Source organism: Emcibacter sp. (assembly GCF_963675455.1).
Classification (GTDB): domain Bacteria; phylum Pseudomonadota; class Alphaproteobacteria; order Sphingomonadales; family Emcibacteraceae; genus Emcibacter.
This window is the reverse complement of the sequence record NZ_OY776217.1, coordinates 746,866-772,216: the sequence shown is the minus strand read 5'-3', so window position 1 is coordinate 772,216 and position 25,351 is coordinate 746,866. Positions and strand designations below refer to the sequence as shown.

The 25,351-nt window shown below is 55.5% G+C and carries 18 protein-coding genes; 9 read left to right on the top strand and 9 right to left on the bottom strand.

The window, feature by feature from the left end; all coding sequences use genetic code 11:
* Window positions 1-23: 23 nt before the first annotated feature.
* Complete coding sequence (locus ACORNT_RS03545; RefSeq protein WP_321395429.1) at window positions 24-575, bottom strand: cell wall hydrolase; 552 nt, start codon at window positions 573-575, stop codon at window positions 24-26.
* 393 nt (window positions 576-968) lie between these two features.
* Here ACORNT_RS03545 and ACORNT_RS03540 point away from each other — a divergent pair, with 393 nt between their 5' ends.
* Together ACORNT_RS03540 and ACORNT_RS03535 are read left to right on the top strand one after the other, a co-directional pair.
* The gene (locus tag ACORNT_RS03540) at window positions 969-1,304 is read left to right on the top strand and encodes a hypothetical protein (protein WP_321395427.1); all 336 of its coding nucleotides are present in this window, start codon (window positions 969-971) and stop codon (window positions 1,302-1,304) included.
* Between the two features lie 95 nt (window positions 1,305-1,399).
* A complete protein-coding gene (locus tag ACORNT_RS03535) occupies window positions 1,400-2,227 on the top strand; it encodes a hypothetical protein (protein WP_321395425.1) in 828 nt (275 codons plus the stop codon).
* A gap of 37 nt (window positions 2,228-2,264) precedes the next feature.
* Here ACORNT_RS03535 and ACORNT_RS03530 read toward each other — a convergent pair whose 3' ends face one another.
* The 5 genes from ACORNT_RS03530 to gltB all read right to left on the bottom strand — a co-directional run bounded on the left by ACORNT_RS03530 (window position 2,265) and on the right by gltB (window position 10,039).
* The gene (locus ACORNT_RS03530; protein WP_321395423.1) at window positions 2,265-2,612 is read right to left on the bottom strand and encodes a DUF983 domain-containing protein; all 348 of its coding nucleotides are present in this window, start codon (window positions 2,610-2,612) and stop codon (window positions 2,265-2,267) included.
* A 44-nt stretch (window positions 2,613-2,656) separates the two neighbouring features.
* Window positions 2,657-3,550, bottom strand: coding sequence for an NAD(P)-dependent oxidoreductase (locus ACORNT_RS03525; protein WP_321395421.1), 894 nt, complete (start codon window positions 3,548-3,550; stop codon window positions 2,657-2,659).
* Between the two features lie 27 nt (window positions 3,551-3,577).
* Window positions 3,578-3,799 (bottom strand): SlyX family protein, encoded by a 222-nt coding sequence (locus tag ACORNT_RS03520; protein ID WP_321395419.1) that lies wholly within the window; start codon window positions 3,797-3,799, stop codon window positions 3,578-3,580.
* A gap of 160 nt (window positions 3,800-3,959) precedes the next feature.
* A complete protein-coding gene (locus ACORNT_RS03515; RefSeq protein ID WP_321395418.1) occupies window positions 3,960-5,381 on the bottom strand; it encodes a glutamate synthase subunit beta in 1,422 nt (473 codons plus the stop codon).
* A 2-nt stretch (window positions 5,382-5,383) separates the two neighbouring features.
* Complete coding sequence (gltB, locus tag ACORNT_RS03510; protein WP_321395416.1) at window positions 5,384-10,039, bottom strand: glutamate synthase large subunit; 4,656 nt, start codon at window positions 10,037-10,039, stop codon at window positions 5,384-5,386.
* A gap of 612 nt (window positions 10,040-10,651) precedes the next feature.
* Between gltB and hrpB the strand changes: the two genes are divergently transcribed.
* From hrpB to ACORNT_RS03495, 3 genes are all read left to right on the top strand, one after another.
* Window positions 10,652-13,204 (top strand): ATP-dependent helicase HrpB, encoded by a 2,553-nt coding sequence (hrpB, locus tag ACORNT_RS03505; protein WP_321395414.1) that lies wholly within the window; start codon window positions 10,652-10,654, stop codon window positions 13,202-13,204.
* Between the two features lie 457 nt (window positions 13,205-13,661).
* Window positions 13,662-15,497, top strand: a complete 1,836-nt coding sequence (locus tag ACORNT_RS03500) for a ribonucleoside-diphosphate reductase subunit alpha (protein ID WP_321395412.1) — start codon at window positions 13,662-13,664, stop codon at window positions 15,495-15,497.
* 83 nt (window positions 15,498-15,580) lie between these two features.
* On the top strand, window positions 15,581-16,540 hold the full coding sequence (locus ACORNT_RS03495; protein WP_321395410.1) for a ribonucleotide-diphosphate reductase subunit beta: 960 nt from the start codon (window positions 15,581-15,583) through the stop codon (window positions 16,538-16,540).
* Between the two features lie 59 nt (window positions 16,541-16,599).
* On the opposite strand, the gene prsT is transcribed toward ACORNT_RS03495, so the two are convergent.
* Window positions 16,600-19,422 carry an XrtA/PEP-CTERM system TPR-repeat protein PrsT gene (gene prsT / locus ACORNT_RS03490; RefSeq protein ID WP_321395408.1) on the bottom strand — a complete coding sequence of 941 codons (2,823 nt, stop codon included), beginning with the start codon at window positions 19,420-19,422 and terminating at the stop codon, window positions 16,600-16,602.
* Window positions 19,423-19,835: 413 nt separating this feature from the next.
* Here prsT and ACORNT_RS03485 point away from each other — a divergent pair, with 413 nt between their 5' ends.
* Window positions 19,836-20,672, top strand: a complete 837-nt coding sequence (locus ACORNT_RS03485) for a PEP-CTERM sorting domain-containing protein (RefSeq protein ID WP_321395406.1) — start codon at window positions 19,836-19,838, stop codon at window positions 20,670-20,672.
* Between the two features lie 53 nt (window positions 20,673-20,725).
* On the opposite strand, the gene msrB is transcribed toward ACORNT_RS03485, so the two are convergent.
* Window positions 20,726-21,124: a peptide-methionine (R)-S-oxide reductase MsrB gene (msrB, locus tag ACORNT_RS03480; RefSeq protein ID WP_321395404.1), complete on the bottom strand. Its 399-nt coding sequence runs from the start codon at window positions 21,122-21,124 to the stop codon at window positions 20,726-20,728.
* Window positions 21,121-22,515, bottom strand: coding sequence for an FAD-binding oxidoreductase (locus tag ACORNT_RS03475; protein ID WP_321395397.1), 1,395 nt, complete (start codon window positions 22,513-22,515; stop codon window positions 21,121-21,123). Before ACORNT_RS03475 ends, msrB begins: the two co-directional genes overlap by 4 nt.
* 129 nt (window positions 22,516-22,644) lie before the next feature.
* Between ACORNT_RS03475 and ACORNT_RS03470 the strand changes: the two genes are divergently transcribed.
* From ACORNT_RS03470 to ACORNT_RS03460, 3 genes are all read left to right on the top strand, one after another.
* Window positions 22,645-23,700 carry a TIGR00341 family protein gene (locus tag ACORNT_RS03470; protein ID WP_321395395.1) on the top strand — a complete coding sequence of 352 codons (1,056 nt, stop codon included), beginning with the start codon at window positions 22,645-22,647 and terminating at the stop codon, window positions 23,698-23,700.
* A 214-nt stretch (window positions 23,701-23,914) separates the two neighbouring features.
* Window positions 23,915-24,166, top strand: coding sequence for a GlsB/YeaQ/YmgE family stress response membrane protein (locus ACORNT_RS03465; RefSeq protein WP_321395393.1), 252 nt, complete (start codon window positions 23,915-23,917; stop codon window positions 24,164-24,166).
* Between the two features lie 127 nt (window positions 24,167-24,293).
* Window positions 24,294-25,343 (top strand): aldo/keto reductase, encoded by a 1,050-nt coding sequence (locus ACORNT_RS03460; RefSeq protein WP_321395391.1) that lies wholly within the window; start codon window positions 24,294-24,296, stop codon window positions 25,341-25,343.
* Window positions 25,344-25,351: the final 8 nt, after the last annotated feature.

Here is a 25,351-nt window from a genome sequence, read left to right as displayed (position 1 = left end):
AGCAGACGCAGGTCTGCCGCCGTTCAGGACTCTTCCCGGTAGAAGATATGTTTGCCCACCTGCAGGGTCGGGCGCAGGTGGCTGGCCCACCGCGGTTTGACATAGTCGGCATGATAATGGGTGGAGCGGGCCGTGATATCGCTGTAGGTGTTGGTCAGAACACGCTGGGCGATCTGGACAGCCACTTTCCAGGAGGTCATTTCATAAGGATTGTCTGACTGGCCGTCACAGGCAAAGGAAAACTGGCACATGTTGCGCATATGTTCATTCTGGAAAACCACGCCGCAGATACTGTCGGGATAGCGGCGGTCCTTGACCCGGTTCATGATGACATAAGCCACAGCAACCTGTCCTTCATAGGGCTCGCTCCGGGCTTCAAAATAGATGCCCTGGGCCAGACAGCGGAATTCTTCGGAAGGAATGTTGATTTCATCGAGCTGGCTGTAGAGATCACGAGGGGCCTGTGAGGTTACCGCCTTGGTAACGCTCAGTGTGCTTTGCTGCACCACAGCCGGGGTGATTGAAGCTTCACTTTCAGATTGCGTGGCCAGAAAGACACCGGTAACGGAAAGCATAATTCCGACCGGGACCAATAAACTTGCAATAACTCTAAAGTTCTTCATAACAACTCTCCATCCGAATTACCCGGATACAGGGTTGCCTAACAATTTCGCGCACAACAACAGTCGTACAGGTTAACACCTGAACGAAACCCATTTTCTGACGTGCCTTGCAACTATGAATCGTAATTATTTTTGTTAGGCAGTTTCCTCGCGAATTCCGGGTCAAGCCAAATTTCCGGAATTCAATTGCTGCAACTTAAATTCTAAATTAAAACTCATACAGTTTTGTGCGATGCAGCTTCGCTCGATTCGGGCCGAATTTAGTCAAATTTTAACTAATTGTCAACTTTTTGGCAAGGGAAAGTTAAGAAAGCAGCGGCTTCGAGCCGCCCGGGATCAATGGATATGAATAAAAAACAGATAAAACTCAATGCGTTACAAAAAAAGACACTGGCTCTTTTTCAGGAGCTTGCCCGCCATCCCGAAAGCGGGAGTTTTGATGCAGAATCAGGCGAGGTGACGGTTGCTTTCCTGCCCCGCGCCCATGGTGATCATGTGCATATCGGGGACTATGTTGTTTCGGCCCGGGATGCCAGCGGTTTTGAAAACGAGAAGGTCTGGACGGCCCTGGAGCGCAAGGGTCTGATCAGATCTGCTTTTCCTGTGCAGGTGGTTCTGACCAGAGAGGGGCTGGCCTATGAGACCGACCTGTTTGAACAGTTCGAGGTCTCTGATCATTAGGTCTGCGGGTACTGAAGATCACAAATAATTGATGAACGGATGATATTTTCCTGACGTATAAAGAGGGAATTCAATCTGATAACAGGGGAATGAAAATGCGATATACAGCGGAAAAAACTGTACTGAAGAAAATTCTGGGAGTTCTGGTGACAACAACCTTGCTGGCGTTTGGTGGCGCGTCGGCCGGTTCTGCCATGACGCTTGACGAGGTGATCGCCGGCAATCACCGGTCCGATGAGGACAAGGCCCGGGACAAATATCGTCATCCAAAGGAGACACTGGAATTCTTTGGCCTCGGGGACGACATGACCGTGGTGGAACTTGTTCCCGGCGGCGGTGGCTGGTACCAGAAGATTCTCGCTCCCTACCTGCGGGACAAGGGCATGTATTATGGGGCCTCCTACGATCCAGAAAGCACCAGTGATTATGTGAAACGGAACGTGAAGGCGCAGAATGATCGTCTGGCGGCCCATCCCGATCTTTACGGCAAGGCGGTCATGACTGTGCTGGATCCGCCGGCTCATCTGGACATTGCCCCGGCGGGCAGCGCGGATATGGTCCTGACTTTCCGCAATTATCACAACTGGGCGATGAGCGGACATGAAAAAGCCGTGCTGGCGGCAGCCTTCAAGGCGCTCAAGCCGGGTGGGGTTTTCGGTATTACGGACCACCGGAGAATGAATCCGAAAGAGCGTAGCGGCTATATCAATCCTGAGGAGGTGAAGGCGGTGGCACAGGAAGTGGGTTTTGAATTCGTAGCCTCTTCCGAGATCAACGCCAATCCGAAAGACACAGGCGACCACGAAAAAGGCGTCTGGACATTGCCGCCAAGACTGGCCGGTGACCCGGCGCATCATGAGGAAATGAAGAAAATCGGCGAAAGTGACCGCTTTACGCTGAAATTCCGCAAACCCGCCAATTAGGACGGGCCGGCTGGTACGATAGAAAGACGGACAGCCCCTAGTGCTGTTCGTCCCCTTTCAGACCCAGTGCCCACATCAGTCCGACCACACCGCCTTTCAGCAGCGGCAGCAGGGTCAGGGAAAGCATCAGGGCGACGATCGGCCATAATGTCATCTGGACCCAGGTTTCGGGATGCCAGGTGGCTTCCACATAGAGCAATGCCGGCACAACCAGATGGCCGACGATGAAAATGGTCAGATACGGCGGGAAATCATCCGCCCGGATCTCGCCAAGCGCCGTATTGCAGACAGAACATTCCTCTGACAGCTTCAGGTATCCGGCAAAAGCACGGCCCTGGCCGCAGCAGGGACATTTGCGGCGCAGTCCCTTTTTGATGGCTGCCATTATGGAACCTGACTGGTTACCATATATTTTTTTCACGGCGTCGGTCATTTGCTTTTCTCCGGTTGTCTGTTTCTGTTCAGGCGGGCGATCAGGCTGGAGGTATCCCAGCGCCCGCCGCCCATATCCTGAACCTCTGCATAGAACTGGTCCACAAGTGCGGTCAGGGGAAGGCTGGCGCCGTTGTGGCGGGCTTCCTCCAGCACGATGGCCAGGTCCTTGCGCATCCAGTCGACGGCAAATCCGAAATCGAATTCGCCCTTCAGCATGGCTTCATAACGGTTTTCCATCTGCCAGCTCTGGGCGGCGCCTTTGGAGATCGCCTCGATGACTTCCGCGCCGTCCATGTCGGCGGCCTGCAGGAAATGCAGGGCTTCCGCAAGTCCCTGGACCACGCCGGCGATACAGACCTGGTTGGCCATTTTGGCGATCTGGCCGCTGCCGGCAACGCCAAGATATTTCATCTTGTGGGCGTAACAATCCATTACAGGCTCAGCTGTCTCGAACGCTGCCGCATCGCCGCCGATCATGATGGTCAGGGCACCGTTTTCGGCACCGGCCTGGCCGCCGGACACCGGCGCATCCAGAAACAGCTTTCCGCCGTCAGTGGCAAGTTGCTGGAGTTCCCGGGCAAGACTGGCCGAGGCGGTGGTATGATCGACAAAGGCAGAGCCCTGTTTCATGCCGGCAAAGGCGCCCTCTTTTCCCAGGGTAACGGAGCGGACATCATCGTCGTTACCGACGCAGGCAAAAACAATATCGGCATCCCGGGCGGCGTCACAGGGGGTTGCGGCCATGTCGCCGCCGTACTCCCGGCACCACATCTCCGCCTTGTCCGTGGTCCGGTTATAGACCGTGACCCTATGTCCTGCTTTTTGCAGATGTCCGGCCATGGGATAGCCCATGACACCCAGTCCGATAAATGCCAGTTTTTTTGTCATACTCTCAATCCGTCGGTACTCTAGCCATCAGTAATGAGGCGGTTTTTCATAAGCTGGAGCGTTCCCGGTGTCGCTGTCGTCTTCTTCCAGCAGGCTAAGGCGGCTTTCGGTTTTCTGAAGCGCCTTCTTCAGGCGATCGATCTCGTGCCACTGCCGGGTGACCATGTCGCTCAGGTCGTGGATCTGCTGATCCTGATGGGCAAGCTTGATTTCAAGGCCTGTAAGTTTGTCTTCCGGGTTCTGTGTCATGACTTGCCTATATCATGTGTCTGCGGGGCCTCCAAGGACTAATACATCGGTTGCTGGTCATATATAGTGTGCCAATCACCAGAAAAAAGCCCCGGAGAGTGATCTCCGGGGCCCAGTGTTTGATCGATATTGGGTATTTAACGATCAAGAATTCAGATTCTTAACGGGGCAGTTTGGTTGACCCCATCAGATATTCATCAACAGCGCGGGCGGCCTGACGGCCTTCGCGGATGGCCCACACCACCAGGGACTGGCCGCGGCGCATGTCGCCGGCGGCAAAGACTTTCGCCTGGCTGGTCTGATACTGGTTGGTATCGGCCCGGACATTGCCCCGACCGTCGAGCTCGACGCCCAGCTCTTCAAGCATGCCTTCCTTGACCGGGTTGGTGAAACCCATGGCCAGCAATACCAGGTCTGCCTCGATCTCGAACTCGCTGCCCTCCACTTTCTGGAAGTTGGCGTCTACCTTGTAACATTTGAGAGCGGCCACATTGCCGTTGCCGTCATCAATGAATTCGGCAGTATTGACGCTCCAGTCCCGGTCGGCGCCTTCTTCCTGAGAAGATGAGGTGCGCAGTTTCATCGGCCAGTTGGGCCAGGTCAGGCCCTTGTTTTCCTTGACCGGCGGTTTGGGCATGATTTCAATCTGGGTCACGGACAGGGCCTTCTGACGGATAGAGGTGCCGATACAGTCGGAACCGGTATCACCGCCGCCGATCACCACAACTTTCTTGCCGCCAGCCAGAATGTCTCGTTCATTGCCCAGGGGCTCCTCGGAGACCCGGCGGTTCTGCTGGGTCAGGAATTCCATGGCGAAATGGACGCCGTTCAGGTCGCGGCCCGGAATCGCCAGGTCGCGCGGATGTTCGGAGCCGCCTGTCAGGACGACAGCGTCATAATGGTCGACCAGCTTCTGGCCGGGAATGTCTTCGCCGACGGTCATGCTGGTCCAGAAGGTCACACCTTCCTCTTCCATCTGCCGCACGCGCCGATCGATCAGGGTCTTGTCCAGCTTGAAGTCGGGAATGCCATAGCGCAGCAACCCGCCAACCCGGCGGTTTTTCTCGTAAACGGCCACATTGTGACCGGCCCGGGCAAGCTGCTGGGCCGCGGCAAGGCCGGCAGGACCGCCGCCGACAACGGCGACTTTCTTGCCGGTTTTTTCTTTTGCCACGAGCGGTTTGACCCAGCCGTTTTCCCAGCCCTTGTCAATGATGGCGCACTCAATGGTCTTGATGGTCACCGGCATATCCTCGATATTGAGGGTACAGGCCGCTTCACAGGGGGCCGGGCAGATGCGGCCGGTAAATTCCGGGAAGTTGTTGGTGGAATGCAGGGTGTCGAGGGCACTTTCCCAGTCCTCGTTCCAAACCATGTCATTCCAGTCCGGGATCATGTTATTGACCGGGCAACCGGTGTGGCAATAGGGAATGCCGCAGTCCATGCAGCGACCGCCCTGCTGCACCACCACATTTTCCGGCAGCGGATTGACAAACTCCTGATAGTGACGAACACGGTCACCGGCAGGGGCATAGGTCCGGTCCTGACGCGAGATTTCAAGAAATCCAGTAGGTTTACCCATGATTATGCTCCCTGTTCCTGATAGGCGGAAAGAGACGTCTGGGCGGAAGCCATTTCTTCCAGCGCCCGACGGTATTCCACCGGCATGACTTTAACAAATTTGGGCAGATATTCGTCCAGATTGTCGAGTATCTCCCGGGCCCGCTTGCTGTTGGTATAACGGGCATGGTTTTCCAGCAGGGTGACCAGGCGTTCCCGGTCGTTGCCGTTCATATTGTTGCGCAGTACGTCCACCCGGCCGTGACCTTCCAGCTCACCGGACTGGTGAGCCAGCTTGGCCATGGCGTCTTCGGCCGGAACCGGCTCCAGGTCGACCATGGCAAGGTTGCAGCGACGATCGAAATCACCGGCTTCATCCAGCACGTAAGCGATACCGCCGCTCATGCCGGCAGCAAAGTTGCGTCCGGTCGGGCCGATGACGACCACACAGCCGCCGGTCATATATTCACAGCCGTGATCGCCGACGCCTTCAACAACGGCAATGGCGCCCGAGTTGCGCACGGCGAAACGTTCGCCCGCGACGCCGCGGAAATAACATTCCCCGCTGATGGCGCCGTACAGCACCGTGTTGCCGACGATGATGCTTTCTTCAGGCACGATCTTGCTGACCGCCGGTGGGTAGACCACCAGCCGACCGCCGCAAAGGCCCTTACCGACATAATCGTTGCCTTCACCTTCCAGCTCCAAGGTGATGCCCTTGGCGACAAAGGCGCCGAAGCTCTGGCCGGCAGTACCCTGCAATTTTACATGGATGGTGTCATCTTCGAGACCCTTGAAGCCGTACCGTTTGGCCAGCTCGCCGGACAGCATGGCGCCGGTGGTCCGGTCGGTATTCCTGATCGGCGTTTCGATTTTGACCGGTTTGCCGCCGTCAAGAGCGTCCTTGGCCTGATCAATCAGTTTCCGATCCAGGATGTCATGGATCTTGTGTTCCTGACCCTTGGAATTGAAGATATTGTCACCCGGCTCGGCCGGTACCTTGTGGAACAGGTTGGTGAAATCCAGCCCGTCCGCTTTCCAGTGCCGGATGGCATCGTTCTTGTCCAGCAGATCGGACCGGCCGACGATGTCGTTCAGATTGCGGACACCCATTTCGGCCAGCAGTTTGCGGACTTCCTCGGCAACAAAGAAGAAATAGTTGATCACATGTTCCGGCGTGCCGGTGAATTTGCGGCGCAGGACGGGATCCTGGGTGGCAATACCCACCGGGCAGGTGTTCAGATGGCATTTGCGCATCATGATACAGCCGGAGGCAATCAGCGGCGCAGTGGCAAAGCCGAACTCGTCGGCGCCGAGCAGGGCGCCGATGATGACATCGCGGCCGGTTTTCAGGCCGCCGTCCACCTGCACGGCGACACGGTCCCGGAGCCGGTTCAGCACCAGGGTCTGCTGGGTTTCGGCCAGGCCGATCTCCCACGGGGATCCTGCATGCTTGATCGAGGTCAGCGGGCTGGCCCCGGTACCGCCGTCATAGCCGGAAATGGTAATATGGTCGGCCTTGGCCTTGGACACGCCGGCGGCCACGGTGCCGACACCGATTTCGGACACCAGTTTCACGCTGATCCGGGCTTCCGGATTGACGTTCTTCAGGTCGTAAATGAGCTGCGCCAGATCCTCGATGGAATAAATATCATGGTGTGGCGGCGGTGAAATCAGGCCGACACCCGGGGTCGAGTGACGGACTTTGGCGATCACCGGATCGACCTTGTGACCGGGCAGCTGGCCGCCCTCGCCGGGCTTGGCGCCCTGGGCCATTTTAATCTGGATGTCGTCCGCATTGACCAGATATTCAGTGGTCACGCCAAAGCGGCCCGAGGCCACCTGTTTGATGGCGCTGCGACGCAGGTCACCGTTGCGGTCCGGGGTGAAACGATCCGGTTCCTCGCCGCCTTCGCCGGTGTTGGACTTGCCGCCGATGCGGTTCATGGCGATGGCCAGATTGGTATGGGCCTCGCGGCTGATGGAGCCAAAGGACATGGCGCCGGTGGCGAACCGTTTGACGATATCGACGGCCGATTCCACTTCATCCAGCGGGATGGCCTTGCCGACGGATTTGATCCTGAACAGGCCGCGCGGTGTCAGAAGGCGTTCAGACTGATCATTGATCATTTTGGCGAAATTGTCGTAGTCGTCCTGTTTGTTGCCGCGTACGGCGTGCTGGAGGGAGCTGATGGATTCGGATGTCCACATATGGGCTTCACCGCGCAGGCGCACCGCATAGTCTCCGCCCACATCCAGCGCCTTGCGGTAAATCAGGCTGTCGCCAAAGGCGTCCTGATGGCGCATGGCGGTTTCCCGGGCTACTTCGCTCAGGCCGACACCTTCGACGGCGCCTTTGGTGTTGGTGAAATATTCTTCGATAAATTCGCTGTTCAGGCCGACGGCGTCAAAAATCTGCGCGCCGCAATAGGACTGGTAAGTGGAGATACCCATCTTGGACATGACCTTCAGGATACCCTTGCTCACAGCCTTGATATAGCGGGCGTGGGCGGTCGGGGCGTCCATGTCTTCCGGCAGCTGGCCAGCCATGGAATCGATGGTTTCAAAGATCAGGTAAGGGTTGATGGCTTCGGCGCCATAACCGGCCAACACACAGAAATGATGCACCTCGCGGGCTTCGCCGGTTTCCACTACAAGACCGACAGAGGTCCGAAGGCCCTTGCGGATCAGATAATGATGGACGGCGGAAGTGGCCAGCAGGGCCGGAATGGCAATCCGGTCCGGTCCCACATTGCGGTCGGACAGGATGATGATATTGTCGCCTTCGATCACAGAAACCTCGGCCAGCAGGTTGATGCGGTCGATGGCCGCTTCCATGCCGGCGGCGCCGTCCTTGGCGTCATAGGTAATGTCGATGGTGATGGTGCGGAAATTATTGTCCGGAATGTCACCGATGGTGCGGATTTTCTCCAGGTCTTCATTGAGCAGGATCGGCTGGCGTACTTCAAGACGCTTGTTGGAACCGGACACATCCAGATCCAGCAGGTTCGGCCTCGGGCCGATGAAGGAGACCAGTGACATCACCGCTTCCTCGCGGATCGGATCGATCGGCGGGTTGGTGACCTGGGCGAAGTTCTGCTTGAAATAGCTGTACAGAGGCTTTGCCTTGTCGGACAGAGCCGAAATCGGCGTATCCGTTCCCATGGAGCCAAGAGCTTCCTGGCCGCTGGTGATCATCGGCGGCAGCAGAAGTTTCATGTCTTCCTGGGAATAACCAAAGGCCTGCTGGCGGTCCAGTAGCGGCACGTCGGTAGTGTTCTGCGGCGCGCTTTCGGCCGGCAGGTCCTCAAGCTTGATCTGGGTTTTGGCCAGGATCGCCTGATAGTCGTGGGCGCCGGAATAGCTCGCCTTGATTTCCTCGTCGGAAATGATGCGGCCTTCCTTGGTATCGATCAGCAGCATCTTGCCGGGCTGCAGACGCCATTTCTGGACGATTTTTTCTTCCGGTACCGGCAGGACGCCCATTTCGGAGGCGAGGATAACCATATCATCATCGGTCACCAGATAGCGGGCCGGACGCAGGCCGTTGCGGTCCAGAGTGGCGCCGATCTGGAAGCCGTCGGTAAAGGCCAGGGCGGCCGGGCCGTCCCAGGGTTCCATCAGGGCGGCGTTATATTCATAGAAGGCGCGGCGCTGTTCATCCATCAGCGGGTTGCCGGCCCAGGCTTCGGGCACCAGCATCATCATGGCATGGACCACGTCGTAACCACCGGCGACCATCAGTTCCAGTGCATTGTCGAAACAGGCGGTATCGGACAGGCCTTCGGGAATCAGCGGCCAGAGCTTTTCGAGATCGTCGCCGAGGATTTTGGATTCCATGCTGTAGCGACGGGCGGCCATCCAGTTCACATTGCCGCGCACGGTGTTGATCTCGCCATTGTGGCAGATCATGCGGAACGGCTGGGCCAGGCTCCAGGTCGGGAATGTGTTGGTGGAAAAACGCTGATGCACCAGCGCCAGGCCGGACTTCATGTCCGGGTCGCTGAGGTCATTGTAATATTCACCCACCTGGCCGGCCAGCAGCATGCCTTTATAGAGCACGGTGCGGCTTGAACAGCTGTTGGCGTAATAGAAGCTGGTATCGTCTTCCATCTCGATAACCGCATTGCTGAGCTGTTTGCGGATGATATAAAGTTTCAGTTCGAAATCGGCGTTTGTGTCGCAGTTGGTTCCCATGGCGACAAAACCCTGGGCGATATAGGGTTCGGTTTTCTTGACGCCGTCACTGAATTTTGAATTGTCGGTGGGCACATCGCGCCAGCCAAGGAACTTCTGGCCTTCCTGGGCGGTCAGTTCCTCGAATTTGGCCTTGATTTTGCTGCGCACTTTTTCGTCATGGGGCAGGAAGACCATGAGGACGCCATATTCCCCCAGCTTCGGCAGGGAAATACCGGCTTTTTTGGCTTCTTTCTGCATGAACTCATCAGGCATCTGAATCAGGATGCCGGCACCGTCGCCAGCCAGAGGGTCCGCGCCAACAGCGCCACGATGGTCCAGATTCAGCAAAATCTGCAAGCCCTGCTTGACGATGTCATGGCTCTTGTTGCCTTTGATGTTGGCAACAAAACCGATACCGCATGCGTCATGCTCATTGGCAGGATTGTACAATCCCTGAGCTTCGGGCAGACCCTGTTTATTTAATGGCACCTGATGGGTCATCTTCTCTGTGTCTCCTCAAATTAATCAAATACAGGCCGCCAAAACCGCCTCCGCGCCCTTACTTAATGTCAGGCAGGGAAGACATCGCGTTTTTTTGGCCCCATGGCCTGCCGGAAATATATTACGAACATATTTTCGGCATGCCAAAGGCAGAAAGGCGCTGCTTCACTTTCTTAAGCAAGTGAAGTCACGCTTTCAGCACTGGTCGTTTAAGTATCCGCAGAATGTGATTTTTGTAATAAAGTTTCTGCAGTAAACCCTGTATCCGGGCATATTCGTACCGATTGGCACTGGAAAAAGCAAGTTTTTACATGCGGAGGGAGACAGTTAATTGCCGTAATGATGATTTGAAAAATGGAAAAAATAAAATATTATCAAGTGATTAACCGTATTTCAGGCAACGGGAAAAATTTTCACATATCCTGTTTTTACAGGATAAAATTCTATTAAAGGGGTCTCTTGCGGCAGGTAATTTGGGGGGTGTGACGGATGATTTCCGGGCTGGCCAGGGGTAAGCAATTGATATATCAAGGGAACGGATGGAAAACGTCGGGTCCGATTCCCCCGAACAAAAAAACAGCAACATTTTCTTACGGGTGGATTTAAGCAGACATGGCCGGGAACAAGGATATCGCAGGACTGACAGACCTGCCGGTAAAGGACATTCTGGCGGATGTGATCGAAAGCCTGCGGACGCAAAACCGGCTCGTGGTCCAGGCGCCGCCCGGGGCCGGGAAAACCACGGTCCTGCCACTGGCGCTTTTGCAGAGCGGACTGGCCGCAAACGGCCGGATACTGATCCTGGAACCGCGCCGGCTGGCAACCCGGGCGGCGGCCCATCGCATGTCGGATCTTCTGGGAGAGGAAATCGGCCAGACCGTGGGTTACCGGGTCAGGCTGGAAAGCCGGATCAGCCGGGACAGCCGTATCGAGGTAGTGACGGAAGGCATTCTCACCCGCTATCTTCAGGATGATCCCTCGCTGGAGGGCATTTCCATGATTCTGTTTGACGAGTTCCATGAACGCTCCCTCGATGCAGACCTTGGTCTGGCCCTGGCTCTGGATTGTCAGGAGGGACTTCGGGAAGACCTTAAAATAATTGTGATGTCGGCGACGCTGGACGGGGCGCGGGTTGCAACCCTGATGGACGATGCGCCGGTGATCACCAGCGAAGGCCGCAGTTATCCGGTTGAGATGAGATATCTGGACCGGGACCCGAAAGAGCGGATTGAGCCGCTGATGGCCGCTAAAATCCGGGAAATCGTCGATCAGGAAAAGGGAAGTATTCTGGCCTTTCTGCCCGGCGCCGGTGAAATCAGGCGGATGGCGGAAATGCTTGCCCGCGACCTGAAGGACGAAAATATTCTGGTCTGTCCGCTGTTCGGCATGATGAGCACCGGCGACCAGGACAGGGCCATAGAACCTGCACCACCGGGCAAGAGGAAGATTGTGCTGGCCACCTCCATCGCCGAAACCAGCCTGACCATCGAGGGTATTCGCATTGTGGTTGACAGCGGCCTCATGCGTCTGCCGAAATATGATGTCAGCACCGGTATGAGCGGCCTGGAAACGTTGCGGGTGTCCCGGGCGGCGGCGGACCAGCGGGCCGGCCGCGCAGGACGTCTTGAGGCCGGCATTTGTTACCGGTTATGGAGCGAGGCCTCCCACCGCAGCCTTATCCCCTTCTCGCCGCCGGAAATTTTGCAGGCGGACCTGGCGCCCCTGCTGCTGCAGCTGGCCTGCTGGGGGGTAAGTGATCCTGCCGCCCTGCGCTGGCTTGATCCGCCGCAACAGGCGCCGCTGGCCGAGGCACGGGAGCTGTTGTTCCAGCTTGGCGCACTGGACCGTCAGGGCCGAGTGACCGCGCATGGCCGTGACATGGCGGCCCCCGGCATGCACCCCCGGCTGGCCCATATGGTTCTCAGGGCCCGGCAGAAAGGGCTTGGCGCCACGGCCGTGCTGCTGGCGGCTTTATTTGCCGAGCGGGATATTCTGCGAACGAGGGAAGCTGACCTTGGCTTGCGGCTTGGGATTATGGAACAACTGTCCTCCGGCGACAAAGCCGGGGCACGGCGCTCCGGAGCCGACTGGCCGGCGGTGCAGAGGATCGCTCGACAGTCAAAGGCCTGGCAGCGGGAATTCGGACTTGGGAAAAATGATCCTGTCCGGCGTGACCGTGCAGGCAGTTGCATCGCCCTGGCCTATCCGGACCGGCTGGCGGCAAACCGGCAGCGGTCGTCTCCGGCCCGCCAGCGTAAGGGACAGTTTCTGCTCGCCAATGGCCGGGGGGCCGTCCTTTCCCCGGAGGATCCTTTGTCCATGGAGGATTATCTGGCGGTGGCAAGCCTGGACCGGGGCGACAGGGATGCCCGTATCTTTCTCGCCGCGCCCCTTGATCTGGCGGAAATCGAAGAGCTGTTTGCCGACCGGATTACAGAAGAGGAAACTGTCTCCTGGGATGAGGCCACCGGGGCCGTGCAGGCCCGCCGGCAGAGGAAGCTTGAGAACATTGTCTTGTCGGAACAGCGGGTGCGGGATGCGGATCCCGATCTGGTCCTCGCGGCACTGATTGAATATGTCCGGCAATCGGGTACCGATGTTCTTCCGTGGAATAAGAAAAGCCGGCATTTGTGCCAGCGGGTCAATTTCATTCGCCGTCACCGGCCGGAGGCGGACCTGCCCGATCTGACCGAGGAGGGACTGCTGGATCACCTGGAGGTCTGGCTGGCGCCTTACCTGCAGGGGATGCGCAAAAGGGATGATCTGAAAAAACTTGAGATGGGGGAAATTCTCTCGTTCTATCTCGGATGGGCCGGACAGCAGCTGGTCAACCAGCTTGCCCCGGCCACGCTGTCTGTACCCGGCGGATCAAATATCGCCCCGGATTATGAGCAGGATCCACCGGTGCTGGCGGTCAGGCTTCAGGAAATGTTCGGGGTCACGCAGACGCCGGCGGTACTTGACGGTCAGGTGAAGCTTGTGGTGCATCTGCTGTCACCGGCCGGCCGGCCCCTGCAGGTGACGCAGGATCTTGAGGGATTCTGGAAGACAAGCTACGAAGAGGTGAGGAAGGACATGCGCGGCCGATATCTCAAACACCACTGGCCGGACGATCCCCTGACGGCAGTTCCCACCCGCAGGGCCAAGCCGCGAAAAGAGAGCTGATCTGCCCCCTCGGACCCGAGTCCCTTTGCTGCCGGTAAAAGTTGACATCACCTTTGCATCGACCGGAATATTTAATTCGCCGTCGATGTGATTTTTTTCTTTCTGCAAAATTAACTATATACAGCCGTTTTTTACATAAAAATGACAGTCAAGAGAAAAGTTTGAAATACTAGTTATTGACAAGAAGCGGGGGTGTAAATACCATATCTTGTGTCGAGGGTGATGCGAAGGGGAAACGGAGCAGAAAGCTTTTATTCTATAAGGTCATAGCAGAAATTAACCATAATCTGACCAATCAAATCATAGCTTTCCAACCTGCCATTTACAATGCGCAATACCTTCTTAGTCGGGAATTTTTTTGACCCGGATTCTGGTTCTGAAGTCGTTCGGGGGAATGGCTTATAGGATACATTGGGCGAATCGGATGACGGGTTTCAAGCATTTTAAAGGTGGGATAGTGTCGGTTTCAGTTCTTACAGATGCGGTTCAGGTAAAGGACCATTCACGGGTTGAAATAGACCCGTCACGTGACGCGCTTTTAACGGATTTCGGCAAGGCTACGCTGACGGACCGTTATCTGATGCCGGGAGAGTCCTTTCAGGACCTTTTCGCCCGGGTAGCCAGTTATTACGGAGATAACCGGGAGCATTCGCAGCGTCTTTATGACTATATCAGTCAACTCTGGTTCATGCCGGCAACGCCGGTGCTCAGCAATGGCGGCACCAAGCGCGGGCTGCCCATTTCCTGTTTCCTGAATGAAGCAGACGACAGCCTCAGCGGCATTGTCGGCCTGTGGAACGAGAATGTCTGGCTGGCTGCCAAGGGCGGCGGCATCGGCAGCTACTGGGGCAATCTGCGCTCTATTGGTGAATCCGTCTCCTCCAACGGCAAGACGTCCGGTATCATTCCCTTCATCCGCGTAATGGACAGTCAGACCCTGGCTATTTCCCAAGGCTCCCTGCGGCGCGGAAGTGCGGCGGTTTACCTGCCGATCAGCCATCCGGAAATCGAGGAGTTCATTGAAATCCGCCGTCCCACCGGGGGCGATCCGAACCGCAAGGCGCTGAACCTGCATCACGGTATCGCCATTTCCGATGCCTTCATGCGCGCGGTGGAAGATGACGAGGAATGGGCGCTGCTGAGCCCCCATGACCAGTCCGTACAGCGCACCATTGGCGCCCGCGATCTGTGGATCCGTATTCTGACGGCCCGCATCGAGACCGGTGAGCCTTACCTGCTGTTCAGTGATCATGTAAACCGGGCCACACCGGAACACCACAAGCTGGCCGGCCTGAGCGTGAAGACCTCCAACCTGTGCTGCGAGATCACCCTGCCGACAGGCATAGACCATCTCGGCAATCAGCGGACAGCCGTCTGCTGCCTGTCCTCCCTCAATATGGAAACATATGATGAGTGGAAGGATGACGAACTGTTCATCACCGATGTCATGCGCTTCCTCGACAATGTGCTTCAGGATTTCATCGACCGGGCGCCGGACAGCATGGCGCGGGCGAAATATTCCGCCATGCGTGAACGCAGTGTCGGGCTTGGGGTCATGGGCTTCCATTCCTTCCTGCAGGACCGGATGATTCCGTTTGAATCTGTCATGGCCCAGGTCTGGAACAAAAAAGTCTTCAAGCATATCAAGGAACATGTGGACGCCGCTTCCCGCACGCTGGCTGAAGAGCGGGGTGCCTGCCCGGATGCGGATGACTATGGTATGAAGGAACGCTTTTCCAACAAAACCGCCATTGCGCCGACCGCGTCCATTTCCATCATCTGCGGCGGCGCCAGCCCGGGCATCGAGCCCATTGCGGCCAACAGCTTCACGCAGAAAACCCTGTCCGGATCGTTCAATGTGCGCAGCCGCGCCCTGACCCGCCTGCTGGAGACCAAAGGCAAGAATACGGATGAAATCTGGTCGGCGATCACGGTTAACGGCGGATCTGTCCAGCATCTTGACTTCCTGACCCAGGATGAAAAGGATGTTTTCAAAACCGCCTTCGAACTGGATCAGCGCTGGGTTGTGGAACATGCCGCCGACCGGGCGCCGATGATTGACCAGGCCCAGTCCATCAATGTGTTCCTGCCGGCGGACGTGCATAAACGCGATCTCCACCAGGTTCATTTCCAGGCCTGGAAGAAAGGCGTGAAAAGCCTCTATTACTGCCGTTCCCTGTCCATCCAAAGGGCGGAAAGCAGTGAGGCGTCGAGCGCAGCAACGCTGGAAAAAGCCAGACTTGCCCGGGTTCAGGAAACCACCGATTACGAGGAATGTCTTTCCTGCCAGTAATCCTGAAGCCTGCCGGCCAATGGTCCGGCAGGCAAAAACATTGAATTTGCAATTTTAACTTACTCAGTCTGAAGGTTCCGCTCATGTCCCTGCTAAAGGAACGTATTGTCTATAAACCATTCCAGTATCCCTGGGCCTATGATGCCTGGCTGACCCAGCAACGCATTCACTGGCTGCCGGAAGAAATTCCCATGGCGGATGATGTGAAGGACTGGAACATGAAGCTCAGCCCGACGGAAAAACATCTGTTGACCCAGATTTTCCGTTTCTTCACCCAGGCCGATGTGGAAGTGAACAACTGTTATATGCGTCATTATACCCGGGTCTTCAAACCCACCGAGGTGCAGATGATGCTGGCGGCCTTTTCCAATATGGAAACCATCCATGTGGCCGCCTACAGCCACCTGCTTGATACGCTGGGTATCCCGGAAGCCGAATATGAAGCCTTCCTCAAATACGAGCAGATGAAAGACAAATATGACTATATGCAGGTCTGGGGCGTGGACACCAAAGAGGATATTGCCAAGACCCTGGCGGTGTTCGGTGCCTTCACCGAAGGGCTGCAGCTGTTTGCCTCTTTTGCCATCCTGATGAACTTCCCCCGCTTCAACAAGATGAAGGGTATGGGCCAGGTGGTAACCTGGTCGGTCCGGGATGAAACCCTGCATACCAATAGTATTATCAAGCTGTTTCATACCTTTGTGAAGGAAAACTCCGAGATATGGACCGATGAACTGCAGGCGGACCTGACAGACGCCTGCCGGACCATTGTCGAGCATGAGGATGCCTTCATTGATCTGGCCTTTGAGCTTGGCGATATTGAGGGACTGACGGCAGCGGAGGTCAAGAATTATATCCGTTATATTGCCGACCGTCGCCTCAGTCAGCTTGGCCTGAGCCCGATCTACTATGTGGGCAACAATCCGTTGCCCTGGATGGATGAAATCCTCAATGGCATTGAACATACCAATTTCTTTGAAAACCGGGCGACAGAATACTCCAAGGCGTCCACCAAGGGAAAATGGGAAGAAGCGTTCGACTAGACGTCCGGAACGATCAGCCCTGTATGGTAAAAAAACACCCTCCGGACGGAGGGTGTTTTTTATTTCCAGCTGTCGAAAATTTTGCGGGCGTCCTGCCTGCCGTCGAAAACTGTGTCCGACTGTAAGGCCTCTGCCAGCACTTTCCGGGCTTCCGAACGGCGCCCCAGCTTGTCCAGTGTGACGGCCAGATGATATTTGATTTCCGGATCACTGTAATTCAGAACCAGGGCCTTTCTGAGCAGCGGCAGGGCTGTTTCCGGATTGCCGTCCCGGGTTTCGATCCAGGCCAGGGTGTCGAGGATATTTACACTTTCCGGCGCCTGGGCAAGAGCCTGCCTGGCATAGGACCGTGCAAGATCCTGGTTGCCGAGGTCATAATGCAGGTTGGCGGCATTATTCAGGATTGCCGGCGTACCGGGGAAGCGCGTGAGCAGGGCTTCATACTGGGCAAGGGCCTTTTTAGGCAGATCGCCGAGCTTGTAGGCATTGCCAAGTGTCATGGCGGCGGCCAGATCTTCAGGGTATTTATTGGTCCACGTTTCCAGCAGGGTGATTGCCTTGCGGATCTGGTTGCTTTCCTTATAGGCCCTGAACAGGCCGAGAATGGCAAGCGGGCTGTCGCCTGTTGCCAGCGCGGCATTATAGGCTTTTTCGGCGGATTTGGTGTCTCCGGCCGACAGGTGCAGGTCACCTTCAAGAATATCGGCGGTTGGTGCCCCCTGGGTCAGTTGACGAAGAGGTTTCAGAAGTTCGAGGCCGTTCAGCCGGTCCTTGTCTTCAATAGTCAGCTGGACCAGGGCAATATAGGCTTCCTTCAATTCAGGGTCCCAGGCGATGGCTTTTTTCAGCGAGCTTTCCGCCCCCTGACGGTCACGAATCGCCAGTTCGGCCTTGGCAAGGGTCATCAATGCGGCGCCGCGATTGATCGAATATTCCACCGCCAGTTCATAGGCCTTTATTGCCTTGTTGGGATTGTTGGCCTTCATCTGCAGATTGCCGATCATGGTATAGATGTCTTTGTCTTCCGGAAATCTGTTGGTGAATTCCTCGGCTGTAGAAATCGCCTTTTCGATGTCCCCTGACTGTTCGAACATCTCGACAAGTTTGCTCAGTGTTATGGTATTGCTGCTGTCGAGGCTATAGGCCTTCCTGTACCACAACAGGGCCTGTTCGCCATCGCCGGTCATTTTGTAAATATCTCCGAGCTCCACCATCAGATTGTAGGCTTCGGGAAGTTCGTCCATCTTTTTCGTAATTCTCTGGATGGCCAGATCGGGCTTTCCATCGACCACGTCCATCCGGGCGAGCCGGATATGGGCATTCAGATTTTCCGGATCAAGGGTAATGGCTTTTTCAAGAAATTTACGTGCCTCATCCCGCTTTCCGGCAAAGCCGACGGCCGTGGCGTAAAGCTCATTGATAAAGGAGTTGTCCGGCGCCTTGTCCTTGAGCGCCCGGATAATATCGATGGCCTTGTCATGTTCCCCGGCCCGCTGATAGGCCTGGGCCAGAAGAAGTTTTACCGTGCTGGAATCCAGATTATGCTGCTCCGCCTTGATCAGGCTCTGGATGGCTTCCTGCATGGAGCCGGCCGCCATTCTGCCGCGTGCCAGATTGGTATGGCTCTGGGCGGATTCAGGCATGATCCGGACGACATTCTCAAAGAAACGGTTGGCTTTCTTGATATTCCCGATTTCCAGGTATGAAATGCCGAGCAGGGTCAGAATTGTCGGATTATTGGGTTGGGCCCGGTTTGCCTCAGTCAGGACGATACTGGCGGCGACCGGGTCTTCGGCCTGTAGCTCCAGGGCGCCCAGCACACGCATGGCGCTGACATCGTCCCGTTCCATCTTCAGATAATCCTGGAGATACTGCCTGGCTTCGTCAAGATTGCCGAACTGGAAATTGGTCAGGCCGGCCAGATAATAATAGCTCGGGTTGGTGTTCATCACCTCTTCCGGCACCGCCCGCAGTGTGTTGACCACTTCACTCATGGCCGTCCGGGATTCCTCTTCTTTGCCGCGGCCGGCCCTGATGATCGCTTTCAGGTATTTGGCGCGGGGTTCCTGGGGAATGACACCAAGAATATAGTCAACATCCTCTTCGGCTTTTTCCAGGTCTCTCTGATCGATAAAGAGAGCCGCACGGGTCAGGCGGGCCGCAAGATGGGTTTCATCAATGGCCAGGGCTTCGTTGATGGCATCCATGGCCTCTTTATTATAGCCCCTGATTTTATAAATCTTGGATTTCATGATCCAGGCATTTGGATCGGGAGTCAGGCTCTCGAGGGCAGTGTCGATATATTCCATGGCCTTGCCGAACTGCTTGCGGGCGGAGGCGACCTTGGCCCGCCCCAGCATGGCGATATGATAGTCCGGGGTCAGTTCCAGTGCCATGGCGTAGCTTCTGTCCGCATTGGCCAGCTTCCGCTGCCCGAAATAGGCCTCACCCCGCAGGAAGGCGATTTCTGTCTCGATCACCCGGTCACGGTTACCGCTTCTTACCGTTTCCAGCAGGCGGTCATATTTGCTTTGCAATATATAGGACCGGCCAAATAGAGCGACCAGTCTGTCAAGGTCTGCGCCATGCTCGCGGGCATATTCAAGTTCTATTTCAGCCCCGGCGCCATCACCGGCCGCAATCAGTGTTTCGGCCAGAAGAATACGGGAGGGAATATGGCCGGGATCCACTTTCAGGGCGTTTTTCAGGTGAATGAATGTTTCTTCATACTTTTCCTGATGGAAGCTGGTGAGGGCTTTTTCATAGGCCGTATTGGCCCCTGAGCCGGGCGCTGCCGATAGCGCATGATGTCCTGTTGTCAGCAGAAACCCAAAGATTACCGCGAAAATAATCAGTTTTTGTCTTGTAAAATCAACAGCCATTCCTGGTCCCCGTACCCGGTCCAAATATATTTTGTTTAATAATTTGGTCACGAATATCATATATTTAGAAATAATATAAAAGACAATAGACTGACAATGGTTACAAAATCTCTAAGCTTGCGGAATTTATCTCCGTCCGGGGCAAAAGGGTGGCAGGGCAATATGTCCTGAAATGGGACAGGTAAGGCGGAAATGTCGGAATTCTTTACAGAATCTTGAATCAGTCTCGCAGGTGTTTCCGATAACTTATTGATTTTAAAGGATATGAATTTGTGGCACGAAAATTGCTTATTAAAACCACAGATTGTATTCAGAGTTGAAATGCCGCATTCGGCAGCAACGAGCAACATTATATAGATTAAGTAGTGTTTTAAACACAGAGGTGGGTCATGAATATTTTAAAAACTTTAGGAATGGCTGCGGGTATCTCCTTCGCCGCATTCTCGACAGCCCAGGCCGTTGATTATGATATCACGGATAATCTTGGCAACAATCAATATGGTTATATCGGTGCCGCCCAGGGTGGCTATTATGGCGTTGATTCGATTGGCGGCTTTAATTATGACGTCTTCGGCATGACTGTTGATCGGGCCGACAACGGCATGATGACCGTCCGGATTTATACCGAATTTGTCGATCATGTCGGCGAATATGATTTCGGGGACCTGTTCATGAGCGTACAGAGCGGCAGTGATACCGCAGCCTGGAAACCTACAGGTTCCGCACCGTTTAATAATGACGAGTTTAACAACAGCGGTGAAGACACCACATGGGAATATGCCTATAACATTAACAATGGCTCCAACAACCCGAATTCCGGACAACTGGTAAGCATCGATGACCCGAGTTCTTCCAGTTCCTATGAGTTCGGAACAGTCCGCTACACCGGTGGTTCTGCCAACGAGCATATCTGGGCGCTGGATGATCAGCGTGAATGTGTACGCTACCGGAGTAGTGGCCGCTGCCGGACCTATGGTCCTGATGCTGAATATTACACCAACATCGGTGGTGCAGGAACAGCCAACAAAAACACATCCCAGGACTATCTGGAATTTGCCTTTGATGTGTCCGGTACGGCTCTTGCCAGCGCAACCCAGATCGCCTTTCATTGGACAATGAGCTGCGCCAACGACATCATCGAAGGTGTGGTTGACTTCCGCCCGCCCCAGGTTTCCGAGCCTGCAATGTTCGGCCTGCTGCTTGCCGGTCTGGGCGGAATTGCTTACCGTCGCCGCAAAGCGCGCGCCTGATTTCACGGAACATCTTGTTCTGAACAAGCGGCTCCCTTTTCAGGGGGCCGTTTTTATTTTGTCTTTTTGAAATCCAGAGACGCCGAATTGATGCAATAACGCAGACCGGTCGGGGCAGGACCGTCCGGAAACAGATGCCCGAGGTGGGCGTCGCACCGGGCGCAGAGCACCTCGTCGCGGACCATGCCGTGGCTCATGTCCTGACGGATCGTGATATTGCTGCTGTCGAGAGGTTCGTAATAACTGGGCCAGCCGCTGCCGGAATCAAATTTGACGGCGGAACTGAACAGGGGCGCCCCGCAGCAGACGCAGTGATAGGTCCCTTCTTCCTTGTGGTCCCAGTATTTGTTCATGAAGGCGCGTTCCGTGGCCCCCTTGCGGGTTACTTCGAACTGCAGATCATCCAGCTTTTCCCGCCATTGATCTTCGTCTTTTTCCACTTTATCGCTCATTTTTCTGCTTCCCAATCGAAAATTTTTCCCGGGTTGAGGATGTTTTTGGGGTCCAGGGCATGTTTGACGGCCCGCATATAGTCAAGCGCCGGGCCGTGTTCCCTGATCATGAATTTCTTTTTGCCGATGCCGACGCCATGTTCGCCGGTGCTGGTGCCTTCCAGGCGCAGGGCGCGTTCCACCAGCCGGTCGTTGAAGGCTTCCACCTTTTTCAGGTCCTCCGGATCTTTTTCGTCAAAGACCAGAGTCAGGTGGAAATTGCCGTCCCCCACATGTCCGACCAACGGGGCCACTACCCCTGTCCGTTCAATATCCTGATAGGTTTCCAGGATACATTCGGTCAGGCGGGAAATAGGGACACAGACATCGGTGGCCCAATAGTCCTTGCCGGGGTAATTAGTTTTTACGGAATAGAAGGCTTCATGCCGGGCTTTCCACAGTTTGCTCCGGTCTTCGGTTTTTGTCGCCCACTGGAAATTGCTGCCCCCGTGACCGGCGGCAATTTCACCAACGGTTTCGGCCTGTTCCCGAACCGACAACTCGCTGCCGTGAAATTCCAGGAAAAGGGTCGGTTTGGCGGTATAGTCCAGTTTCGAATATTTGTTGATCAGACTCATCTGCAGGCTGTCGACAAGTTCTATGCGGGCAACCGGAATGCCGTGCTGGATGGTCTCGACAACGGTTTTCACGGCGCTTTCCAGGCTGTCGAAATGACAGACGGCGGCCGACATGGCGTCTGGTATGCCGTAAAGCTTCAGGGTGATTTCGGTAATAATCCCCAGTGTGCCTTCCGATCCGGTCAACAGGCCATTCAGGTCATATCCCGCCGCTGATTTTTTGGCCCGGCTTGAGGTCCGGATAATCTGACCGTCTGCCATCACCGCCGTCAGTGCCAGGATATTGTCGCGCATGGTGCCGTAGCGCACGGCATTGGTGCCCGAGGCCCGTGTTGCAGTCATGCCGCCGAGGGAGGCATTGGCGCCCGGATCGATCGGGAAAAACAGGCCCAGATCCCTGAGGGCATGATTAAGCTCTTCCCGGGTGACACCGGCCTCGACGGTCACATCAAGGTCATCTGCATGGATGCTGACAATGCTGTCCATGCCTGTCAGGTCGATACAGAGACCGCCCTCGATAGCGAGGAAGTGCCCTTCCAGCGACGTGCCGGTGCCAAAGGCCATGACCGGGACATCCGCATCGTGACAGAGTTTGACAATCCGGCTCACTTCTTCTGTCGAAATGGCAAAGGCGACCGCTTCGGGCGGGGCCGGCGCCAGGTGGGTCACGCTTGTGCCGTGGTGTTCCCTGATAGACTGTGCGACCGACAGCCGGTCTCCCAGCATCTCCTCCAGAGCGGGGAGGATCTTCCGGATATTTCCAAATCTGCTCATGTTAGTTCTTGCTCCATTACTGCTACATGTCTAGTCTCCCATGATTGGGCACAGAAAACAAATGTAGAAAACAAACGCAGAAAACAATCATTGTTGCCACTCCTGTGACATCGAATAAGGGGAAGCGGTATGTCTTATCGGATCATTCAGATACATGTCAGTGAGGGGGCCGGAGACGTGTCCCGGAAAACCCGCAGTATTAACAAGGTTGTGGACAGCTGGCCCGTGGGTCAGGAGGGCACAACCTATGCCTTTCTGGTTAAAACCCAGGATGTGCAGACGGTGACCGACCGGCTGCAGGATATTTTTACCAAAAGCCATATCAACAGAATTGTCATTATGCCGGTGGAGGCGATATTGCCACAGCCCCGTGACACCGGACCGGTTGAATTGCCGTCCGAAGAAAAGGCGCATCCGGACAAGGGAAACGGAAAAAGCCAGAAGGCATCCAGGCCTTTTGCCGGCATCAGCCGTGATGAACTTTATGCTGATATCTCCCGCGGGGCGGAAATCACCAACAGTTTTATCCTGCTTGTAATTTTTTCCACCATTGTTGCCGGCATCGGGCTGATCGAAAACAACGTGGCAGTGGTGATCGGCGCCATGGTGATTGCCCCCCTGCTCGGCCCCAATCTGGCCCTTGCCCTGTCGACGGCGCTCGGCGATCTTGACCTGATGGGGCGGTCGATCCGCACCATGGTCACAGGGTTCGCCATTGCCTTGGGGCTCAGTATTTGTCTGGGCTACTTCTGGACCGGAGATCTGGACAGCCAGGAACTGCTCAGTCGTACTAATGTGGGATTTGACAGTATTGCCCTGGCGCTGGTGTCCGGTGCGGCGGCCGTTCTGTCGCTGGCGAGCGGAATTTCCAGCGTCCTGGTCGGGGTTATGGTGGCGGTTGCCCTGCTGCCGCCGGGCGCGACCCTGGGCATTATGATTGGTGCCGGCAATATGGAAGCCGCACAGGGGGCGGCCCTGCTTTTGGCGGTCAATATCGTCTGTGTTAATCTGTCCGCCAAGCTGGTTTTCCTGGTCAAGGGTATAGGTCCCCGGGAATGGTATGAAAAACAGAAGGCCAAAAGGGCGATGATCTTTTACCTGATTTTCTGGGTGGTCAGTCTGGTGATCCTGGGAGTCGCCATCCTCGAGAGGGCCGGGGGCGCCATGCAGATCCTGGCCCCCTAGTATATTCTTTTCAGTCGTTTTCTTCGCCTGTCGGCCAACGGTCGGGAAATGAGGTCCGGGCTGTTGATAAGCCATTGTAAATCAAGCTGATATTTTTTCATGGAAAAATATGGTGAATATAAATGACTCTGCATTATCGGGATTTAAGTGTAGAATGGCTCCGGCATGCCGGTAAAGAGGGGTGCAAAAATAAAAACAACTGAGGAGATTTCATATGGAGTTTTTGTGGTTTCTGATCATTGGGGCCGTCGCCGGCTTCCTGGCAGGCAAAATGATGAAAGGCGGAGGATTTGGACTTATCGGCAATCTGGTTGTGGGTATTATCGGTGCTGTTCTCGGCGGCTGGCTGTTCGGTGTTCTGGGCATCTCGGTCAGTGACGGCCTGATCGGCAGTCTGATTACGGCTGTAGTCGGTGCCGTCGTACTTTTGTTTATTGTCGGGCTGTTTAAAAAAAGCAAGGCCTGACGCGGCAATCCTGATTTCATAAGGCAAGGGGAGGAAGAGCGATTTTTCCTCCCCTGTTTTTTTGACCTTGTCATAATTATCTGTCACAAATAAGTTGGTATTACAAACAAAATGGAAGGCAGGAAAAATGCGATACAGCACTCTCGGCAATAGTGACATCAGGGTCTCCCGCGTTTGTCTCGGCACCATGACCTGGGGCCAGCAGAATACGGAAGAAGAAGCCTGGGAACAGCTGGATTATGCCACAGAGCAGGGGGTAAACTTTATCGATACGGCGGAGCTTTATCCGGTACCCCGCAGTGACGAGACCCAGGGTCGCACGGAACAATATATCGGCACCTGGCTTGCCGAACGCGGCACCCGTGACAAGGTCATCCTGGCGACAAAGGTTATGGGCCGGTCCGATGCTTCCTGGTTTCGCCCCTTTGTCGATTCTACCCGTCTGAATCGGGAGCAGATCACCTATGCCCTGGAGCAAAGCCTGAAACGACTGAAGACCGACTATGTGGATCTCTATCAGCTGCACTGGCCCGACCGGCCGGTGAATCTCTTTACGGATTCACGGGGGTATGCCCATATCGAGGAGCAGGATGTGATACCGCTGGAGGAGACACTTGGCATTCTCGGCGACCTGGTCAGGGAGGGTAAGATCCGCCAGGTCGGACTGTCCAATGAAACGCCCTGGGGAACCATGAAGTGCCTACACTATGCAGAAACCCGCGATCTGCCGCGGGTGCAGTCGGTCCAGAACGCCTATAACCTGCTCAACCGTCTTTATGAGCAGGGGCTGGCGGAAGTCAGCCATCGGGAAACTGTTTCCTGCCTGCCCTATTCCCCCATTGCCGGGGGCACATTGAGTGGCAAATATCTGAACGGGGCATTGCCGGAAGGAAGCCGCCGGCAACTGTTTCAGGGTTTTACCGACCGCTACCAGAAGGTCAATGTGGAAAATGCCGTTGCCGCCTACAAGACTCTGGCCGAAGCACATGGCCTGACCCTGCTGCAGCTGGCCCAGAAGTTTGTTGAAAGCCGTCCGTTTGTCACGGCCAGTATTATCGGCGCCACAAGCATGGAACAGTTAAAGGAAAATATTGCGGCCTTTGATATAGAATGGACAGATACCCTGGAGCAGGGCGTGAACGAAATTCACGAACAATACCCAAATCCGGCGCCCTAGTACAAAGT